The sequence below is a fragment of the Arthrobacter sp. MPF02 genome (genome assembly GCF_046605375.1).
GTDB lineage: Bacteria > Actinomycetota > Actinomycetes > Actinomycetales > Micrococcaceae > Arthrobacter.
On the sequence record NZ_CP176772.1, the window covers coordinates 271,323 to 291,013 of the forward strand.

17 protein-coding genes are annotated in these 19,691 nt (G+C 65.0%); 6 read left to right on the forward strand and 11 right to left on the reverse strand.

The window, feature by feature from the left end:
- Positions 1–48: 48 nt before the first annotated feature.
- The 4 genes from ACLH0K_RS01255 to ACLH0K_RS01270 all read right to left on the reverse strand — a co-directional run bounded on the left by ACLH0K_RS01255 (position 49) and on the right by ACLH0K_RS01270 (position 3,592).
- Positions 49–1,092 (reverse strand): Gfo/Idh/MocA family oxidoreductase, encoded by a 1,044-nt coding sequence (locus tag ACLH0K_RS01255; protein WP_411375069.1) that lies wholly within the window; start codon positions 1,090–1,092, stop codon positions 49–51.
- The gene (locus ACLH0K_RS01260; protein WP_411375070.1) at positions 1,092–1,874 is read right to left on the reverse strand and encodes an amino acid ABC transporter ATP-binding protein; all 783 of its coding nucleotides are present in this window, start codon (positions 1,872–1,874) and stop codon (positions 1,092–1,094) included. Before ACLH0K_RS01260 ends, ACLH0K_RS01255 begins: the two co-directional genes overlap by 1 nt.
- Positions 1,871–2,659, reverse strand: a complete 789-nt coding sequence (locus tag ACLH0K_RS01265) for an amino acid ABC transporter permease (protein WP_411375071.1) — start codon at positions 2,657–2,659, stop codon at positions 1,871–1,873. Before ACLH0K_RS01265 ends, ACLH0K_RS01260 begins: the two co-directional genes overlap by 4 nt.
- 96 nt (positions 2,660–2,755) lie before the next feature.
- Positions 2,756–3,592 (reverse strand): ABC transporter substrate-binding protein, encoded by an 837-nt coding sequence (locus tag ACLH0K_RS01270; RefSeq protein WP_411376528.1) that lies wholly within the window; start codon positions 3,590–3,592, stop codon positions 2,756–2,758.
- Positions 3,593–3,804: 212 nt separating this feature from the next.
- Between ACLH0K_RS01270 and ACLH0K_RS01275 the strand changes: the two genes are divergently transcribed.
- Complete coding sequence (locus ACLH0K_RS01275; protein WP_411375072.1) at positions 3,805–4,950, forward strand: LacI family DNA-binding transcriptional regulator; 1,146 nt, start codon at positions 3,805–3,807, stop codon at positions 4,948–4,950.
- A gap of 23 nt (positions 4,951–4,973) precedes the next feature.
- On the opposite strand, the gene ACLH0K_RS01280 is transcribed toward ACLH0K_RS01275, so the two are convergent.
- Positions 4,974–6,434 (reverse strand): SulP family inorganic anion transporter, encoded by a 1,461-nt coding sequence (locus ACLH0K_RS01280; protein ID WP_411375073.1) that lies wholly within the window; start codon positions 6,432–6,434, stop codon positions 4,974–4,976.
- A 310-nt stretch (positions 6,435–6,744) separates the two neighbouring features.
- Here ACLH0K_RS01280 and mptB point away from each other — a divergent pair, with 310 nt between their 5' ends.
- On the forward strand, positions 6,745–8,409 hold the full coding sequence (gene mptB / locus ACLH0K_RS01285; protein ID WP_411375074.1) for a polyprenol phosphomannose-dependent alpha 1,6 mannosyltransferase MptB: 1,665 nt from the start codon (positions 6,745–6,747) through the stop codon (positions 8,407–8,409).
- On the opposite strand, the gene ACLH0K_RS01290 is transcribed toward mptB, so the two are convergent.
- On the reverse strand, positions 8,406–9,629 hold the full coding sequence (locus tag ACLH0K_RS01290) for a glycosyltransferase 87 family protein (RefSeq protein ID WP_411375075.1): 1,224 nt from the start codon (positions 9,627–9,629) through the stop codon (positions 8,406–8,408). The genes mptB and ACLH0K_RS01290 overlap by 4 nt on opposite strands.
- Positions 9,630–9,690: 61 nt before the next feature.
- On the reverse strand, positions 9,691–11,013 hold the full coding sequence (locus ACLH0K_RS01295) for a glycosyltransferase family 87 protein (protein ID WP_411376529.1): 1,323 nt from the start codon (positions 11,011–11,013) through the stop codon (positions 9,691–9,693).
- 337 nt (positions 11,014–11,350) lie between these two features.
- On the opposite strand from ACLH0K_RS01295, the gene ACLH0K_RS01300 reads away from it, so the two are divergent.
- The gene (locus tag ACLH0K_RS01300; RefSeq protein ID WP_411375076.1) at positions 11,351–11,554 is read left to right on the forward strand and encodes a hypothetical protein; all 204 of its coding nucleotides are present in this window, start codon (positions 11,351–11,353) and stop codon (positions 11,552–11,554) included.
- Between the two features lie 26 nt (positions 11,555–11,580).
- Here ACLH0K_RS01300 and ACLH0K_RS01305 read toward each other — a convergent pair whose 3' ends face one another.
- Entirely contained in the window at positions 11,581–11,835 is a 255-nt protein-coding gene (locus ACLH0K_RS01305; protein WP_411375077.1) for a DUF3072 domain-containing protein, read from the reverse strand.
- Between the two features lie 259 nt (positions 11,836–12,094).
- On the opposite strand from ACLH0K_RS01305, the gene ACLH0K_RS01310 reads away from it, so the two are divergent.
- The 3 genes from ACLH0K_RS01310 (at position 12,095) to ACLH0K_RS01320 (ending at position 15,415) form a co-directional block, all read left to right on the forward strand.
- Entirely contained in the window at positions 12,095–13,450 is a 1,356-nt protein-coding gene (locus ACLH0K_RS01310; protein ID WP_411375078.1) for an MFS transporter, read from the forward strand.
- Positions 13,451–13,574: 124 nt separating this feature from the next.
- Positions 13,575–14,240, forward strand: coding sequence for a GntR family transcriptional regulator (locus ACLH0K_RS01315; RefSeq protein ID WP_411375079.1), 666 nt, complete (start codon positions 13,575–13,577; stop codon positions 14,238–14,240).
- A complete protein-coding gene (locus tag ACLH0K_RS01320) occupies positions 14,237–15,415 on the forward strand; it encodes an MFS transporter (RefSeq protein ID WP_411375080.1) in 1,179 nt (392 codons plus the stop codon). Before ACLH0K_RS01315 ends, ACLH0K_RS01320 begins: the two co-directional genes overlap by 4 nt.
- A gap of 10 nt (positions 15,416–15,425) precedes the next feature.
- Here ACLH0K_RS01320 and ACLH0K_RS01325 read toward each other — a convergent pair whose 3' ends face one another.
- From ACLH0K_RS01325 to ACLH0K_RS01335, 3 genes are all read right to left on the reverse strand, one after another.
- A complete protein-coding gene (locus ACLH0K_RS01325) occupies positions 15,426–16,460 on the reverse strand; it encodes a TerC family protein (protein ID WP_411375081.1) in 1,035 nt (344 codons plus the stop codon).
- A 167-nt stretch (positions 16,461–16,627) separates the two neighbouring features.
- Positions 16,628–17,218, reverse strand: a complete 591-nt coding sequence (locus tag ACLH0K_RS01330; protein WP_411375082.1) for an MOSC domain-containing protein — start codon at positions 17,216–17,218, stop codon at positions 16,628–16,630.
- Positions 17,219–17,273: 55 nt separating this feature from the next.
- On the reverse strand, positions 17,274–19,664 hold the full coding sequence (locus ACLH0K_RS01335) for an ATP-binding cassette domain-containing protein (protein WP_411375083.1): 2,391 nt from the start codon (positions 19,662–19,664) through the stop codon (positions 17,274–17,276).
- Positions 19,665–19,691: the final 27 nt, after the last annotated feature.

Here is a 19,691-nt window from a genome sequence, read left to right on the forward strand (position 1 = left end):
TCATTCCGGCATTGGTGTATGCCAGTGCTCTTGTGGTGCTGGTGACGCCTAGGCGAAGGCGTGGATCCTTTCGATGATTCGAAGGACCTCAAGGGACTGGGCCGGGTCGACGGGCACGGGGCCCTCGCCGCGGAGTGCAGCAGCCAGCGCGGCGTAAAACCGCGGATAGCCCCCTGCTTCTGCTTCAATCGGAACGGTGTTGCCGTCGATCCCCAGGACCCCCCAAGCGTCCTGGGGCTCCACGCCATAGGAGGCATCAAGCGGGGACTTGCCCGCTGCAAGATCAGGTTCCTGGGTGTCCAGGCCCCATTTGGTGTATCCGGCTTGGGAACCGAGAACGTGGAAGCGGGGCCCGACCTGCGGGGCCATGCCGTTCATCCACAACCTGGATCGGACACCGGATTCGTGGAGCAGTGAGACGAAGGCTTCGGTGTCGGCAGCGTCCTGGTGAGGGCCGTGGTTTGCCGTCTCGCCGTAGGTCTCCGTCACAGCACCGAACAATTGGATGGCCTGATCGATAAGGTGGGCACCCAGGTCATGGAGGATTCCGCCGCCCTCGGCCAGCGGAGCGGTGTCGCGCCAGTTTCCGAAGCCCTCCGGGCGCCACCACTCAAACCGGGACTCAAAGCTCCGGACTTCACCCAGCAGGCCTTCTCCCACCAGCTTTTTCAGCGTCAGGAAGTCCGCGTCCCAGCGCCGGTTTTGGAAGACCGTGAGCTGGACGCCGGCGTCACTTGCCTGGGCAATCAGGGCTTCGCCTTGGGCGGATGTGGAGACAAACGGTTTATCCACGACCACATGAAGCCCGCGGGCGATCGCTTCCGAGGCGAGGTCAAAGTGGGTAAGGGGCGGCGTTCCGAGGATTACGAGATCGAGGTCGTTGGCGAGGGAAAACAAGGCCTCCGGCGTTGGAACGATCCGGGCAGTGGGGTAGAGCCTGGCCGCCTCGGCAGCACGGGCGGTGTCAGCTGTGACGATGACGTCCAGGGAGTAGCCGGGATCAGCCGCGATCAGCGGCGCGTGGAAGACTTTGCCGGAGACACCGAAGCCAACCACGGCGGTGCGTATTGAGGATGTTGTAACCCGGCTCATCAGAGAACTTCCGAGAGGAAGCGCTGGAGGCGTTCGCTTTTTGGATTATCGAAAAGATCAGCAGGGGCGCCGGCTTCGACAACTTCGCCTTCATCCATGAAAACGACCTGGTCGGCCACCTTGCGCGCGAATCCCATTTCGTGGGTGACCACAACCATGGTCATGCCCCTCTTGGCGAGGCCTGCCATCAGGTTCAGCACGCCCTTGACGAGCTCGGGATCGAGTGCGCTTGTGGCTTCGTCGAACAGCATGACTTCGGGCTCCATGGCCAGGGCCCGGGCGATCGCAACGCGCTGCTGCTGCCCGCCTGAGAGGTCCCGCGGGCGGTGGTCTGCCCGTTCCGCCAGCCCGACTTCGGCAAGACGGCGGCGTGCGCGTTCCCGTGCTTCCGCCTTCGGCATGCCCTTCACGCTCCAGAGTGCCAGAGCCACATTTTCCAAGGCGGTGTGATCCGGGAACAGGTTGAAGTGCTGGAACACCATGCCGATCCGCGCCCGCAGAATGTCAGGGTTGACCTGCAGGGCGCTTTTCCCGGCGAGCAGCACATCCCCGCTCTTGGGTTCGTGCAGGCGGTTGATTCCCCGAAGGAGGGTGGACTTGCCTGAACCGGAAGGACCGATGATGCAGGTGGTGGTTCCCGGCGCCACGGTGAGGTTGACGTTCCGGAGGACTTCGATGTCCCCGTAGGCCATGGTGAGGTTCTTCAGTTCCAGGCTGGAGCCGTGGAAGGTCTCGATATCCCGGGCTGTGGCAGGGGTTGAGGTGTTGTTGGCGAGGCTCATGTGTTGCTCCCGGTGATGAGCGGCGAGGCCGCATCGAGTTCTTTGACTTCCTTCAGGCCGCTCGTAGGCGGTGCCGGGCGGCGCCGGCCGGTGCGGAACCTGGCATCGAAGTAGTTGACCAGGTGGGTCAGGGGCACTGTGATGATCAAGTAGAAGATGCCTGCGGCCACCAGCGGAGAGAGGTTACCGGAAAGGACGGCGGCATCCTGGCCCACGCGGAAGAGTTCCCGTTCGCTCACCAGCAGGCCCAGGAAGTAAACGAGCGAGGAATCCTTGACGATGGCGATGAACTGGTTCACCAGGGCGGGCAGGACGCGGCGGATGCCTTGCGGGATAACCACCAGGGCCATGGACTTGGCGTAGCTCATACCCAGGGCGCGGCAGGCCTCGCCTTGGCCTTTGTCGACGCTCTGGATGCCGGCCCGGAAGATTTCGCCGATATAAGCGCTTGCGATCAGGCTCAACGCAATGATGCCCAGCGGGTATGGCGAGGGTCCGAAGATCGACTGGCTGAACCGGGCAAACCCCTGGCCGATCAGCAGGATGGTGAGGATCGCGGGAAGGCCGCGGAACAGGTCGGTGTAGATCCGGGCCGGAACGCGGAGCCATTTGGAGGGGGAGATGCCCATCACGGCGATCACCATGCCCAGGACCACGCCGAGGATGGTCGCGGCGATGGAAATGATCAGGGTGTTGACGAGCCCGACCCCGATGAGTTGCGGGAGGACTTCGGCCATCGCATTGAAGTCGAAAAAGGTACGGATGATTGTGTTTAACCAGTCCATGGGATGCTCTCAGACGTAGTTGGCTTGTGGGTCCCGGGGCGGACCGCGTGGTTGCGGTCCGCCCCGGAGGGTGCAGTCGGGTGGTGTCCGATGTGCTTACTTGGCAGTGGTGGGTGCAGGTGTTGCTGTCTGCTCGGCTTTGGGCAGGTACTGCTCGGGCATCGGCGAGCCGGGGAACCACTTCTGGTAGAGGGTCTTCCAGGTACCGTCTTCCATGGCTTCTGCAAGGGCCTTGTTCAGGGCTTCCTTGAAGGCGGTCTTGTCCTTGGCGACGGCGAAGCCGGCCGGGGCGTCGAAGGAGGGGATGTCCGCAACACTGACCAGGCCGTGCTGTTCGGTGTAGTCCTTGGCCGCCTCGTAGTCGAGGAAGTGGGCGTCGGCCGAGCCGCTGTTCACTGCTGCGATCGCCGAGTTGTTGTCCGGGAACCGGACCAGGCTCGCGGTGGTGAAGTTTTTGACGGCGTAGGCTTCCTGCAGGGTTCCCTGCACCACGCCGAGGCGTTTGCCGGAGAGACCGTTGGCGTCCTTGATGCCGGAGTCCTTGGTGGTCAGGACCGTCAGGTAGCCGGCGAGGTAGCCGTTGGAGAAGTCCACGGTTTCTTTGCGTTTATCGGTGATTCCGATTGCTGCCACGCCGGCGTCGAACTGGCCGTTGGCCACGGCGGGCAGGATTGCCGAGAAGTCCTGGCCGGTGAAGACGACGTTGTCCACTCCGGCCCGCTTGGCTACGTCCTTGAACAGTTCCACGTCAAAACCCGTGAAATTACCCTGCGCATCAGTGAAGGTGTAGGGCTTGGAATCACCCAGGCTGGCGACCCGGACCGTGCCCGGCTGGATCAGGCCGTAAGGGTTGTCAGCTGAGGACTGGGATGCGGGAGTAGACCCCGCGCAGCCGGACAGTGCCAGGACAGCCGCGACGGCGGCAGCGGCCATGGCGGCCGGGCGGAACTTGAATCGAGTGCTCAAAGTTTTTCCAATCGTGGGAAGAGGGCGGCCGTTGGCCTTTAGGTGCATCTGCTTGTGGCTGCGTTTGCTTGCTGAGTCCGGTCTCATTCGCTAGGGTTGAGACCGGGCTCACATTGGGGTTGGTAAAGAATGTAACGCAAGCCACATGGGCCGTCAAGGCCACCTTCGGAAAGGCAGAAATGAGCAGCAACAATTCGCGGCGCCGCGACGTCACCGTAGCGGATGTTGCCCGGGCAGCCGGCGTCTCCAAGGCCCAGGCTGCCCGGGCACTGGGTAATTACGGGGCCGTCAGCGACGACGTGAAGGAGCGGGTCCTGGCGGCTGCCGAAGAACTCTCCTACCGTCCCAACGAGCTCGCCCGCAGCATGAACACGGGGAAATCACACACCATAGGCGTGGTGGTTGGGGATATCGAAAACCCCCACTTCGGACTGGCCACGAGGGGAATCACGGACACCGCGAAAAAAGGCGGCTACAACGTCATCCTGGTGAACACTGACGAAGAGCAGGACGCGGAAATCGATGCCGTCCAGGTTCTGCTGGACAAGCGGGTCGACGGCCTTATTGTGGCTCCTGCATCATCGGCAGAGACACAACATCTGCAGCGGGTTTATGAATCAGGACGGCCCTTGGTCCTGCTTGACCGGACCGCGCAAGGACTCCCCGTTGAAACCATCGCCGTCAACACGACAGGCATCTCACGCGTGGCGACCCAATACCTCTTGGACCGGGGCCACCGAAGGGTGGCCTTCATCTCCACCTTGAAGGCGGAATCACCGTTCAGCGAAGAAACGCAGGTCGAGTCATCGCAGATCTCGGAGCGCCTGGAGGGAATGAAGCGGGCGTTCTCGGATAACGGGCTTCCATTTCCCTACGACCTGGTCCGGCTCAATGCCGGAGACGCAGACTCCATCCGAAACATCACGCGCGAACTTCTCGCCCTAGCGGACCCGGCTACCGCCGTCGTGGCGTCGGACGGGCTTATCGCACTCAGCGTGCTCGGGGCCATCCAGGATCTTGGCCTTTCGATCCCCGAGGACGTTTCGTTCCTGATGTACGACGACTTCGCCTGGACGCGTCTCACCACGCCTCCCCTGACAGTCATAGCCCAACCCGTCTATGACATGGGCGTAGCCGCTGCCACCGCTCTGATTCACCAGATTCAAGGGCGGAAATCCCCCAACAGCCTGCCCGCCCTGGAAGCGCAGCTAATCCAACGAGGATCTGTGGGGCCACCAAGCGCACGACCGAATGCCCGTCCGGAAGCAATGGAGGGCGATACTTCTCCCGGTTATATCCTCTCGAGCACATCTGAGCTTAACTAGGATTCGCGCGTCGGCAGTGGGGGTCAGGCGCCCAAATGCCCGCTGAGCCGGCGGTGGAAGACCGTGCTGCGCTCATCAAGTCCCTGTATGGTCACCGTGGCGCCGTGGGAACCGTACTTCGTTTCTATGGAGTCAAGGGCGGCGACGGTTGAAGCATCCCAAATTTGGGCCCGGCCGAGGTCGATTGTCACGGACTGCGGGTCGTCGGCGTAGGCGAAATGCTCCACCAGGTCATTACTGCTGCCGAAGAACAACGGCCCCACCACCTCGTAGTGCACGCTCTTGCCATCCGCCGCCACCGTCCGTTCAACGTTGATGACATGCGCCACCCGGCGCGCGAAGAGCACCATCGCCAAGACAACGCCCACCAGGACGCCGTAGGCAAGGTTCCCGGTGAGGACCACGACGGCCACGGTCACACCCATAACGATCGTTTCCGGCAGGGGCATCCTTCTCAGGGTGGACGGCTTCACACTGTGCCAGTCGACTGTGGTGACGGCAACCACCATCATCACCGCGGCAAGGGCGACCATGGGGATCTGCCCCATGACTGGGCTAAGGCCCGTCACCAGGGCCAGCAGGAACACCCCGGCCACGAAGGTTGAGATGCGGGTGCGTGCCTGGCCCGTCTTCACATTAAGAACTGTCTGGCCGATCATTGCGCACCCGGCGATGCCGCCGTAGAAGCCGGCAAGGATATTTGAGACGCCCAGGGCCCACGATTCGCGGCCCTTGTGGGAGGGGGTGTCCGTGATGTCGTCGACAAGTTTTGCCGTCAGGAGCGTTTCCATCAGGCCGACAAACGCCACGCTGAGCGCGGTGGGCAGGATCAGCTTGAAAGTCTCAACGTCGAGCGGAGCAAGGAAAGGCGTGATCCCGGGCATCCGGCCAGTGAGCGGGCCCTCGTCCGAAACGTTGGGAACCGTGAGGCCGGCGATGATCGCGATCGCCGTGACGACGACGATCGCCACCAGCGGGGAGGGGACAACCTTGGTGAACCGCGGCAGGATGAAAATAATGGCCAGCGTCAGTGCGAACAGGGCGTAGGCAATCCACGGGACGTTGAGCACGTGCGGTACCTGAGCCATGAAGATCAGCACACCCAGGGCGTTGACGAAGCCGATCATCACGGAGCGCGGGATGAACCGCATCAGGCGCGCCAGGCCTGCCAAGCCAAAGACGACCTGAATCAGCCCGGCCAGGAGGACCGTCGGCAGGACATACTGGACCCCGTGTTCGTGCACCAGCGGTGCGATGACGAGGGCAACGGAGCCGGCCGCCGCCGTCACCATGCCGGGCCGGCCGCCCAGGACCGACATGGCCACGGCCAGGACGATGGAGGCGACAAGGCTCACCATCGGATCCACGCCGGCGACGACCGAGAACGAGATGACTTCCGGGACGAGGGCGAGGGTAGTGACCATTCCGGCAAGGACCTCGCGCGAGAGCTGCCGCGGAGAGCGCAATGCTGTGAGAACGGTCATCGGTTGCCGAAGAGGGCGGGGGCGGTCGGCGACGGCCAAGGATCAACTCCAGGGATTTTGGCTCTTGTGGAAGAGCGGGTGGGCAACGTTGTGCGCGCCACGTTGCGCACGGGTCCAGCCGCGGTCATGGAGACAACTGGGTGGAGAAAAAGATGCACCGGTGACTCCCGGCTGCGCATGCAACACTACCGGACGGAAGATTGCGCCGCCCCGGCGGCCCTGAGGCCTGCTGATAAAATAGGCGGGTTGCAGGGCGGCTTTCTTGCTGGTCCAACCAGCGCCGTAACGAAGTAGGGGACCAGACACAATCATGACTTCAGGCGGGCCACACGCCGGGACTTCGGGTAGCACTCCGGCCGCGCCGGTAAAGTCCTCCGCGCCCGCCACAGGCCGCGCCTACCTGGCCACCATTGAAGGTTTCATTGGCGCCCTCATGATGTTCGTCGGCTCGATCGGAACCGGCTGGATTGCCCCGGGTTCACCCATGATCCGCCAGCCGGTGGTCATCGCGCTCCGCACCGAAGGCTGGGGCGTTGCCGTCTCCACCGTCCTGCTGACCGTTGGCGCCATGGTGCTGATTCGGTCCTGGCTGCGGCTGGGGCAGCGCCTCGCGGAGTGGGGAAAGTCGTCGCTGCGGTCCGTGGTGACCGCCATCTCCGCGTGGTCCCTGCCGCTGCTGTTTTGCGTGCCGGTCTTCTCCCGGGACGTCTACGCCTACACCGGGCAGGGGCGGCTGGTCCAGGAGGGCCAGAACCCCTACGAGGTGGGCATTTCCACGCTCAGCAACTGGTTCTCGCTGGGCGCCGACCCTGCCTGGGCGGAGAACCGGACTCCCTACGGGCCGTACTTCCTGTGGCTGGCGCGGGCGGTGGTCGGTTTGACCGGTGCGCAGCCCGATATCTCCGTCCTGCTCTTCCGCCTGCTGGCTGGCGCCGGGGTCCTCCTGTGCGTCATTTACGTGCCCAAGCTCGCCGAGCTGCACGGCATAAACGGAGCGCGCGCCCTGTGGATCGCGGTGGCCAATCCGCTGTTCCTGATCAGCTTCATCGCGAGCGCCCACAATGACGCCCTGATGGTGGGCCTGGCCGTGGCCGGTGTCTACCTGGCCGCCACCCGCCGCTACATCCTGGGCATCCTGCTGGTGACGGCATCCATCGGGATCAAGCCCATTACCGTCCTCCTGCTGCCGTTTCTCGGCGTGATGTGGGCGGGGCCGTCCGCATCCTGGCCGCGAAGGTTCCTGATGTGGGGCGCGACGGCGGCCCTCAGTTTCGGAGTCCTGCTCCTGAGCGGTATCCCCTACGGCCTGGGCATCGGCTGGACGTGGGCCATCATGGACCCCACCCCCGGCTATACCGGCTATTCACCGTCCGGCTTCATTGGCCAGCAGGTGGAATTGCTCGCCAACGCCCTGGGGCTTCCCGGCGGGACCCTGGCCACCTGGTTGCGGACCGGCATGAAGTGGACGGCCATCGCACTGGTCCTGCTGCTGATGTTCCGCGGTGACTACTCCCGGGCGGTACGCCGGATGGCCCTGGCGTTCACCGCCGTCGTGATGCTTTCACCCATCATCCAGCCCTGGTACATCCTGTGGTTCCTGCCGTTCCTGGCCGTCACCGGCATCCGGGACGACTGGCAGATCCGATCGCTCTACGTGGGCGTGACGTTCTTTGTGGTGTTCGGAGCCCAGGACCAGCTTTCGGTGTGGGGCTTCGTGGAACTGCCCATCGACGCATCGACATTGGCGTTCTTCACCGCGCTCGCCTTTACGTTCTACCTTCTATTCCTCGACGTGCATACACGGAAGCTGCTGATCGAGGGCAGGCCGCTCGACCTTGCCCGGAGGGGCTGGAAGCGGCTGCTGGAGTGGCGTACCCAGCGGGCAGAAGCGGCCCGCCGCGCAGCCGCCGTTGGCCCGAAAGGTGCGCAGGCCGCCGTCGGCAAGGACGCGGTGGACCAGGCCGAAATGCGTTAGGCCCCCGCCGGAACCTGCGCCGGAGCCTTCCGGCCCAGCTCGGCCGTCCGTTTCACCGACCACCAGAGCAGGACCACCAGGAGCACGTTCCGGGTGGTCAGGACAGCCGCCATAACCGGGTGGGCATGGATTAGAGGGGTGTAGAACAGCGGGTAGATCACGAAGGTGGTCATGGCGATGCCCATCAGGAGCGCCGCCGGAACCTTCCAGCGTTCCCAGTCGTGCGTGAGGCCGGCGATGATCACCGGCGCCAGCCAGATGATGAACTGCGGGGAGCCAACCTTGTTGAAGACGATGAACGCCGTGACCATCATGAGGGCGCCCTCGAGGAACAGTTCCTCGCGCTCGGCACCGCGGTTCAGCGCGCGGACCAAGAGGATGGCAGCGCCCACCGCAGCGAGGATGAGCAGCGGCTGCATCAGGAACGCAGCGGTGCTGGCACCCGGTCCGTAGACCTCCGTGGAATTGATGGCGGTGTTGTCCGCCATCCTGGAGCCGGCGATGTTGAACACGCTCAGCCACACCCACGGCGTGGAGAACGTGGCTTCGAGCTGCATGCCGCGTTCGCCCTGGTTGAGGAGGAAGTCCAGGATGTGCGGCAGGCCGCCCGACAGCCAGGTCCCAACCGTCACGACGGCGGTGACCGCGACGCCGGAAAGCACCACCTGGACGCGCTTCCGGCTGGCGATGACAATCGGCGCCAGCACGGCCGCGGGCCACACCTTGATCCAGGTGGCGATGCTGAGCAGGACGCCCGCCACCACCGGCCGCTGCGCCGCGCAGAGCAGGGCGACCAGGACGATGGGGGCGGTGATGCCTTCAACCCGGGCGAAGCTGAGGTACCCCATGAACACACTGAAGAACAGCCACCACCAGGCCGGGGCGATCCCGCTCACCTTCCGTGGGCCCCGGGTCAGGAACAGCAGGGCGGCGGCATTGAGCGCCGTGATGATGAGGAACCAGACCAGCAGGTAGAGGCTGGGCCCGGCGATGTTCGCCAGGAAGATGGGAAGCTGTGCCAGCACAGGGTAGACCCAGGGGCTGATCTTGCCGTCCAGGTTGGTGGGGTTGTACCCGTCCAGGGCCCACTGGCGGTACTGCTCGGTGTCGCTGAAGGTGTCACCGTGCAGGAAGAAGGACGCCATCCAGCCCAAAAAGTACAGATGCACGACGGCGAATCCCCACCACACGCTGGAGGGGCGGGCGAACCAGTCCACCACCCTGGCGGGAAGGACTTTGCTGCGGACGGTGACCAGGCGGTCAAAGAACCTCGTGGAAATCTCAGGACTCCTTGAGCGCGGGGGCGGCCGCCGGGGCCTTCTTGCCGAGCGAGTACAGCCGGCGGACGCTCCAAAGGAACAGGACCACCAGCAGGACGTTTCGGATGGTGAGCACCAGCGCCATCCAGGGGTTGTTGTGGCTCAGCGCATCGTAAAAGAGCGGGTAGATGAAGTAGGTGGCCACCGCGATGACAATCAGCATGGTGGCAGGGATCCGCCAGTCCCGCCAGTTGTGGGCAAGGCCGACGGCGACGGCGGGGGCGAGCCACACCATGAACTGCGGGGAGCCGACCTTGTTGAAGACAACGAACGCGGTGGCCAGGGTCAGCGCACCGGCCAGGAGCAGTTCGGTCCTGTCCACACCGCCGCCCAGCTTTCCGTTGTGCTGCTTTCCGTTGTGCAGGGCCCAGAAGGTCATCCCCGCCACCAGCAGGGCGGCGAGGATCAGCAGCGGCTGCATGAGCACGGACATGACCCCGGTACCCGGGCCGTCCACCTGCATGGAGTTGATGTCCGTGTTCATGTACATGCGTGAACCGCCCTCGTTCAGAACCGACAGCCAGAGCCAGGGCGTGGTGAAGGTGGCTTCCAGCTGCATGCCGCGGTCGCCCTGCTGGGTGAGGAAGTTCAGCAGCTTGGGGACGCTGCCCACCGCAGCGGCCAGCGCAACGACGACGGCCGTCGTCGTAAATCCTGCCAGCACCACCAGCAGGCGGTTCTTCACGACGGCGAAGAGGGCGAGCATTACGGCGGCAGGCCAGACCTTGACCCAGGTGCCGACGGCGAGCAGGACGGAGGCGACAAAGGGCCGGTTCACGCCGTACGCGAGGGCGACGAGGACCAGCGGCGCGGTAAGGCCGTCCACCCGTGCGAAGCCGAGCCAGCCCATCAGGAAGGTGAAGACGAGCCACCACCAGCCGGCCGGGATGGCTTCGGTGTGACGGCCGCGGGCCGTGAGTTTGAGGAGCGCCCAGCCGTTGAGCAGCGTGGTCATCAGGACCCAGAGGAAAAAGAACGGCCCGGGTCCGGCCATCCCGGCAATGGCCATGGGAATGAGCGCGAGGATGGGGTAAACCCAGGGGCTGGGGCCGCCGGACAGGTTGGCGTCGTCGAAACCGGCCATGGCCCAGTCACGGTAGATGAAGGTGTCGCTAAAAGCTTCGCCGCGGAGCGAAAGCGAAGCCGCGAAGATCAGGAAAACGAGGTGGACCACGATGAAGCCGCCCAGCAGCCCACGGCCCGTGTTCAGCCGGGAGCGGGCGGGAGCGGGGAGGATGACGTTGCGGATCCTGGTGAGATTGCCGAAGAAAGCGTCGGTGGAAATGGCGGGATCCTTGTCAGTCGTGGCACACGGATAGTGTGGCGCAGGTGCCGGGTTCTGCCGCGGGGCGGGTGTTTTGTGGCGTTGGAGCCAACTGAAAACCAGCCTTCGCCCCGGGTTCAACTCTAATTGACCGCCTCGATGGACCGTAATTCCACAGCAGCTGGCGGGCCGGCGACCGCGCTGACCTGCGGTTACTCGTTAGTAGATTTTTCAAGTTGCTGGGGTTGAAGCGCTGGCGGACCATGAGTTGGGTGCGAAAGTGCCTTACTTCACCTGCGGCCAGGGGGAGCGCAGGTAGTTGTACCCACCAATGACCCCCGTCTCAAAGGCTTTACCCATGAACTTCCCGCTCACCCTGACCGTCGCCGACCGCCAGAGCATGGACAGCGAACTCGACGCCGCCGTCTCCGCCGCCAAGGCGCATGCCCTTGCCGACAGGCGGCAAGGCATCCTGGTTACCCGGCACGCAGCCAACACGTTCACCGTGGCCCTGAGCGAGACCGTTCCCTTCGGGCTCACGCGGGAACACCAGGCCTGGTAGGCCTTTTTCGTTTTTGTGCCGGCGGTTTAGCCGCCGGAACTGTCGCCGTCCCCTGACACCCTGCCGCTTTTCTGCTGCAGCCGGTCGATGTGCTTGGATGCCTCAGCCTTGCTGAGATCCGCCGGCAGTTCTTCCCCCGCTTCGCGTGCCAGCGTATCGAGGTAGCTGCGCTGCGCGGCTGTCATGGGTTCGTCGCCGGTGATCCAGTCCTCGGGGTCGCGGTTCAGGCCGGCGTCCGGTTCCGGTGTGGGGCTGCCAAGGGTTTCCTTGTTTTCGCTCATGCCACCGAGTCTAGGCCCGCCCGCCGACAAAGCGCCGCGCCGCCTGGGCTATGACTGCATGGAAATGTCGTCGCGCACTCGACCGAAGACACCACGGTTCAGATGGCGCGGACGCCCTGACGTAACCAGTTCCCCGGGAAGTCGCGGTGGGATAACGCTTGCCCATTGACGTAACAGGCGTCACGTCCTAAAGTAGTGAATCGATTCAAAGGCCGGCCTGCTCCGGTTCCTTGCCAATGAAGCCGAAGGACATCAGCCCATGAGCATTACCCCAACCAGCATTGCCCGGCCAAGCCACGGGGCCGGGGCCGGTGCGCGGGATCCGCGGAAGGCTGCCATGAGCGGCTGGATCGGAAGCGCCCTCGAGTACTACGACTTCGCGCTGTACTCGCTCGCGGCAACGCTGATCTTCCCCACCATCTTCTTCCCGTCCGAGAACCCGACGGTCGGCATCATCGCCTCACTCGCCACCTACGCCGTCGGCTACGTTTCCCGCCCCATCGGCGCCGTGGTCCTGGGGGCATACGGTGACCGGCACGGGCGCAAGAGCGTGCTGGTCTTTGCGATGCTGCTGATGGGCTTTGCCACCTTCGCTGTGGGTCTTCTGCCCACGTACAGCCAGGTGGGCATCCTGGCACCCATCCTCCTGGTGATCCTCCGCCTGGTCCAGGGCTTTGCGGTGGCGGGCGAGCTGGGCGGCGCGAGCGCCATGATCGTTGAGCACTCACCCGATGCCAGGCGCGGTTTCTTTGCCAGCTTCAGCCTGCAGGGAACCCAGGTGGGCTCCATCCTGGCCACCGCCGTGCTGCTTCCGCTTGCTGCGATTCTTCCGGCCGACCAGTTCGGCGCCTGGGGCTGGCGCATCCCGTTCCTGCTCAGCGCCGTCGTGATCCTTGCCGGCTACGTCATCCGCCGGCGGGTGCAGGAGCCGCCCGCCTACGCCGCGCAGTCCGGCGAGGCTGAAGTGAAGCAGCGTTTCCCGCTTATTGACCTGCTGCGCACACGCCCGGGCGTCCTGGTCCGGTGTGTTGCCATGACCTTCACCAACGTCATCGGGATGGCCACCCTCATCTTCGGTGTCTCCTACGCCACCCAGGAAGGGTACGGCAACGGCTTCTCCAGCAGCGACTTCCTTTGGGTTACCCTGGTGGCCAACATTGCGGCAGTGGTCACCATCCCGCTGTTCGGGGCACTGTCCGACAGGATCGGACGGCGGACGCTGATGGCAGCCGGCGGAATTGCCGGCGGCCTCCTGGTGCCGGGGTACCTGTGGGCGATAGAGCAGGGCAGCCTGCCGCTGGTCTTCGTCTGCGTCGTGATTGTGCAGGGCATCTTCTTCCAAATGTGGAACGCCACGTTCGCCACCTTCTTCCAGGAGCAGTTCCCCATGCGGATCCGCGTGACCGGCTTCGCCGTCTCGCAGAACATCGGCCTGATGATCGCCTCATTCTTCCCGAGCATCTTCACCGCCATCGCCCCTCCCGGCTCCGCGAACGTCCCGCTCATCATCGGCCTGGTCACCTTCGGTATCTGCCTGGTCTCCACGGTGGCCACGCTGATGTCCTCGGACACCAGGGGCAAGTCGCTGGAGGACCTCGAGGCGCGAAAGGCCTGACTGCTCACTGATTGGCGTAATGAAAAAGGAGGGGACCGCAGCCGCGGTCTCCTCCTTTCGCTATGCCAGGGACCACTGATGTATAAATGTATACAAGTACAGTTTTTTGTGGAAGGTCGCATCCGTGCCTGATAGCCCCGCCCGGAACACCGGTGCCCATGTGGCTTACGTCGAGCTGAAACGGCAGATCCTGACGCTGGAGCTGAAACCGGGGGAGCGGATCTATGAACCTGCGATGGCGACGGCCCTTGGGGTCAGCCGCACGCCGCTGCGGGAGGCCGTGCGCCGGCTTATTTCAGAAAACCTCCTGGAGCAGCAGCCCACCGGCGGTGTGCTGGTTCCCGTGCTGGACGAGAGCATGATCTCCGAACTGTACGAGGTCCGGGCCGCAATGGAGTCCCTGATGGCGCGCAACGCCTGCCTGAAAGCAACGGCGGCGGACATCGAAGCGCTTCACGGCATCCTTGCCCGTAACGCCGCCATGGTGGAGTTCGCCGATGACGCGATGCAGCAGGGTATGGCGCTGCACGCAAAGATCGCCGGAATCGCCGGGAACTCCTGGGCCCGGCGGTTCCATGACCAGGTCTCCAGCCAGATGGAGCGGTACCGGCACTTCACCAACAGCACCCGGGAGCGGCGGGACCAGGCCCTCAGCCAGCACCGGACGCTGGTGGATGCAGTGGCCGGCGGCGATCCGGAGAAGGCTGCCAAAATTGCCTTCGACCATGTCATGGCCGCCCGGGACGCGGCCCTGCGCGCTATGTCCGGCAACGGTCCCGGAATCTCATGATTGGTGAACTCGGACGCCGCTCTTCTGCTGCCCTCCTTACACACTCCGCGCTGATCCAGGCCGTCACGTTCCTCGTCCGTCCGGCCGCCACCTACCGGGCCCTCGAGCTGGACGTTCCCGGCTTTGCGCTGGGGCTTCTGGCTGCCAGCTACGCCGTCTTTCCCCTGCTGCTCGCCGTGCCCACGGGCGGCCTGGTGGACCGCCTGGGTGAACGGCGGCTGATGGCGATCGGGTCCGCCGTCGTCCTCGCCTGCTCGGCCTTCCTGCTGCTTGGAGGTTCATCGATCTTCACGCTCGTCATCGGAACTGCCCTGCTGGGCGCCGGCCAGCTGGCCTGCGTGGTGGGACAACAGGCTGTGGTGGCCAACAACGCAGCTTCCTCCCGGATGGATTCGGCCTTCGGGTACCTGACATTCGCGGCATCGCTGGGGCAGGCGCTGGGACCGATGGCAATTTCCGTAGTAGGTGGCGCTTCCGTCCGCCCGGACACCCAGGTGATCTTCCTCTTGTCCGTATGCATGAGCCTGGTACTTTTCGTGACTACCTTCGTGGTCTCCGCGGAGGTCAGCGGAGGCAAGCGCAAGGCTGTTGCCGCCGGTGGTGGCAAAGCCAGTGCTCTCTCGTTGCTCAAGGCTCCCGGTGTTGCCCGCGCATTGGCCACCAGCGCCACTGTCCTGGCCGTGGTGGACCTGACCATGGTCTATCTCCCGGCGCTTGGCACCGACCGGGGGCTGACCGCCGCCACAGTCGGCGCCATGCTCACCGTCCGGGCGGTGTTTTCAATGGTCTCCCGGCTCCTCCTCGGCCGGATTTCCCGGAGGATCGGCCGGATGCGGCTGCTGGTGGTGAGCCTCGCAGTGTCCACCGTCGCGTTGGCGGCCGCCGCGATTCCCATGCCGGCCTGGCTGCTGTTTGTTGTCATGGCCGTCCTCGGGCTGGGTCTTGGCATCGGCCAGCCCCTCACCATGTCCTGGCTGTCGTCCCAGGCTCCGGCAGGCCAGCGCGGCCGTGCGCTTGCCCTAAGACTGGCCGGGAACCGGGTGGGGCAGGTGGTGCTGCCCAGCGCGATCGGTGTTGTCGCGGCAGGGCTTGGCGCCGCCGGGGTCTTCCTTGCTTCAGCCGTTGTGGTGGGCGGGACGATGGCGCTGCTTCGTGGGGTGCGGCTGGACGGTTAGCTGCAACAGGCTACTTCAGGGTCTCTTCCCCTACGCTGCGTGCCCTGCCCCACAGAGGCTCCAGCTCGCGGAGCTCCTCCTCCGTGGCCCGGCGGAACGGCGGAACAGCGGGTGCGGGCGGCTCATGCCGGACCTGGCCGCGGGTGGCAAGAAGGCTCGCCACGATGGAGGCCCCCAGGATCACGGTAATAACGGCGAGGGACACCGGCGTCGGGATGTAGTAGACGTCAATCTTGAGCGCCATTTTGATGCCCACCCACACCAGCACCAGTGCGAGCCCCGCCTTCAGGTACACGAAGCGGTGGATGAGGTCCGCCAGCAGGAAGTACATGGCGCGGAGCCCCAGGATGGCGAAGGCGTTGGCGGTGAACACGAGGAAGACCTCGTCCGTGACGGCGAAGATGGCGGGGATGGAATCGACGGCAAAGATGACGTCCGTGACCTCCACCAGGACAAGTACCGCCAGCAGGGGAGTGGCCAGGACAATGCCCCTTTTCCTGATGAGGAACCGCTGGCCGTGGAAGGCGTCCGTCATCGGCACATGCCGGCGGAACAGCTTCAGCACCCGGGACTTCGCAGGATCGATGTGTTCGTTCCTTTGCTTTAGCATCCGGTACCCCGTGAAGAGCAGGAACGCCGCGAAAAGGTAGAGGACCCAACCGGCACTGGCAATGATCGCTGAACCCGCCGCAATGAACAGGCCGCGGAAGACCAGCGCGCCGAGGACGCCGAGGAAGAGGACCCGGTGCTGGTATTCGCGCGGAACGGCGAAGAAGGTGAAAATGATCGCCCAGACGAAGACGTTGTCCACAGCGAGTGATTTCTCGATCAGGTAGCCGGCGAAGTACTGCTGCCCGAGCTCTGCCCCGTACATGCTCCACACGAGGCCGCCGAACGCTACACCGAACAGCACCCATACTGCGGACCAGGCCGCGGCTTCACGGACGGAGATGACGTGGGCGTGCCGGTGGGCAACGAGGTCCGCAACGAGCATTAGGAGGATGAATCCGACGACAGCGAACCACATCCACGGGGGGACATTCATGGAGCACCTGCTTCCAGTCAGTAGTTACCAACTGGAGGTCTCTCCCGGCCATTGCCTGGCCTGTCCACCGGAAGGCACTGGGGCCTTCGTATTGACGATGGACGGGGGTCGGGGATACTCCCCTCCGGGAGAACAGGTTAAGCAATCTGCTCCCGCTTGCGCAAGGCTTACGGCAGCCGGCCGGGCCGGAGCAGGTTGGGTACGCCGGCCTGTTCCGGATCCAGCGGCACCGGGCTGACCAGTACGGCAGGGCCGCGGTGCAGGAGGCCGCTGGAGACGGCACGGCAGCGGATGCCGCCCCGTCCGCGCATTGCGGGATGGGCGCCGGGGGCAAGCATCTCGTTCATCCAGGCACAGGGCTGGGCGTGACGCCCGCCGTGGAAAAGCACCGCGTCCCCGCCCGACTCGAGCGCGAAATCCTTTCCCAGCAGCGGAGCCAGCTGGGCGCCGCGCAGTACGACGTTCCGCCGGGTCAGCAGGGGATCGAATGGCCCGGCACCAAGTTCGGCCGCAATGGCTTCGAGTGATTCGACGGCGAACAGGGTCACCGCCGCGTCCATGTGGGCGGCCTTGCCGAAGAACCGGTCACCCACGATGCCCTTGCCCTCCACCACCTCCACCTGCGAAGCATCGGTGGTGGGCACATCCGCTGCGCCGTCCCGCGCCCGGCCGAAGTAGGCGTGCGCGGGGGACACCAGCAAGTGCAGGATTTCGACGTCGTAGCGGAAAATTTCCACGGGCCGGGTGTCGGTCCCCAACCGCTCCCTAACCTCGCAAGCCCGGCCAGGGAACCCTGCGGCCGTAGTCCCGGGCTCAACCACCGACGTACGCCGCCAGGTGCTGCCCGGTGAGCGTCGCCCGCCGGGCCACGAGGTCAGCCGGCGTTCCCTCGAAAACCACCGTGCCGCCGTCGTGCCCTGCTCCCGGGCCGATGTCGATGATCCAGTCCGCGTGCGTCATCACCGCCTGGTGGTGCTCGATCACAACCACCGACTTGCCCGACTCCACCAGCCGGTCCAGCAGGCCCAGGAGCTGCTCGACGTCGGCCAGGTGCAGGCCCGTCGTGGGCTCGTCCAGGATATAGACGTCGCCTTTTTCGGCCATCTGGGTGGCCAGCTTCAGCCGCTGGCGCTCGCCTCCGGACAGCGTGGTGAGGGGCTGGCCGAGCGTGATGTAGCCGAGCCCGACGTCGGCGAGCCGCTCAAGGATCTTGTGCGCGGCCGGGGTCTTTGCCTCCCCGTCGGCGAAGTACGCCAGTGCTTCCTCGACGGACATCGCCAGCACCTCGGCGATGTTGCTGCCGCCCAGCGTGTATTCCAGCACCGCGGGCTGGAACCGGCGGCCCTCGCAGTCCTCGCAGGGCGATTCCACCGTGGCCATGACCCCCAGCTCGGTGAAGATGACGCCGGCGCCGTTACAGGTGGGGCAGGCACCTTCCGAGTTGGAGCTGAACAGGGCAGGCTTCACGCCGTTCGCCTTCGCAAAGGCCTTGCGGACCGGCTCCAGGAGCCCGGTGTACGTGGCGGGGTTGCTGCGCCGCGATCCCTTGATGGCACCCTGGTCGATGACGATGATGCCTTCGCGGTCCGCCAGTGAGCCGTGGATCAGGGAGCTCTTGCCGGACCCCGCCACACCTGTCACCACGCAGAGCACACCCAGCGGTACGTCCACATCCACATTGCGCAGGTTGTTGGTGGAGGCGCCGCGCACCTCCAGTGCCCCGGCGGCTTGCCGGGGCGACTCCCTCAGCCGGGCGCGGTCGTCCAGGTGGCGGCCGGTGACTGTATCGCTGGACCGCAGCCCGTCGACGTCGCCCTCGTAGACGATCGCGCCGCCGCCGGAACCGGCCAGGGGACCGAGGTCGACGACGTGATCGGCGATCGCGATCGTCTCCGGCTTGTGCTCCACCACCAGGACGGTGTTGCCTTTGTCCCGCAGCTGCAGCAGGAGGTTGTTCATCCGCTCGATGTCGTGCGGGTGCAAACCGATGGTGGGCTCGTCGAAGACATACGTGACGTCCGTCAGCGAGGACCCCAGGTGCCTGATCATCTTGGTGCGCTGGGCTTCACCGCCGGAGAGGGTGCCTGCCGGCCGCTCAAGCGAAAGGTACCCCAGCCCGATTTCGGTGAAGGAATCAAGCAGGTCCCGGAGCCCGGCCAGCAGCGGCCGGACCGAAGGCTCGTCCAGTTCCCGCACCCACTCCGCGAGGTCGCTGATCTGCATGCGGCACAAGTCCGCGATGTTCTTGCCCTTGATCCTGGACGAGAGGGCCTCCGGCGTCAGCCGGGTCCCGTTGCAGTCCGGGCAGACGGTGAAGGTGACCGCACGCTCCACAAAGCGGCGGACATGCGGCTGCATCGCCTCAACGTCCTTGGACAGCATCGACTTCTGGATCTTCGGGATGATCCCCTCGAAGGTGAGGTTGACGCCCTCCACCTTGATCTTGGTGGGCTCGGCGTACAGCATCGTGTCCAGTTGCCTGGCGGTGAACTTCGCGATGGGCTTGTCCATTGGAAGGCCCATGCCCTCGAACAGGCGGCCGTACCAGCCGTCCATCGAGTAGCCGGGCACGGTCAGGGCGCCTTCGTTGAGCGACTTGGAGTCGTCATAAAGGGCCGTCCGGTCGATGTCGCTGATATTGCCCATGCCCTCACAGCGCGGGCACATGCCGCCGAGGTACGTCACCTGCCGGACCACGTTCTTTTCCACCCGGCCGCCCTTTTCGGTGCTCATGATGCCGCTGGCCTTGCGGGTGGGGACGTTGAAGGAGAACGCGGTAGGCGGGCCGACGTAGGGCTGGCCCAGGCGGCTGAACAGGATCCGCAGCATGGCGTTGGCGTCCGTGGCGGTGCCTACCGTGGAGCGCGGGTTGGCGCCCATCCTCTCCTGGTCCACGATGATCGCCGTCGTGAGCCCTTCGAGCCGGTCCACGTCCGGGCGGGCGAGGCTGGGCATGAACCCCTGCACGAATGCGCTGTACGTTTCGTTGATCATGCGCTGGGATTCGGCGGCGATGGTGGCGAACACCAGCGAGCTTTTACCCGAGCCGGACACCCCCGTGAACACCGTCAGCCGCCGCTTGGGCAGTTCCAGGCTGACGTCCTTCAGGTTGTTTTCGCGCGCCCCCTGCACCCGAATGAGGTCGTGGCTGTCGGCGGCGTGCAGGCCTTCCTGCCGAGTGTCCGTACTCGTGTCCGTACTCATCGGGTCTCCATCTGTAGGAAGTGGAGG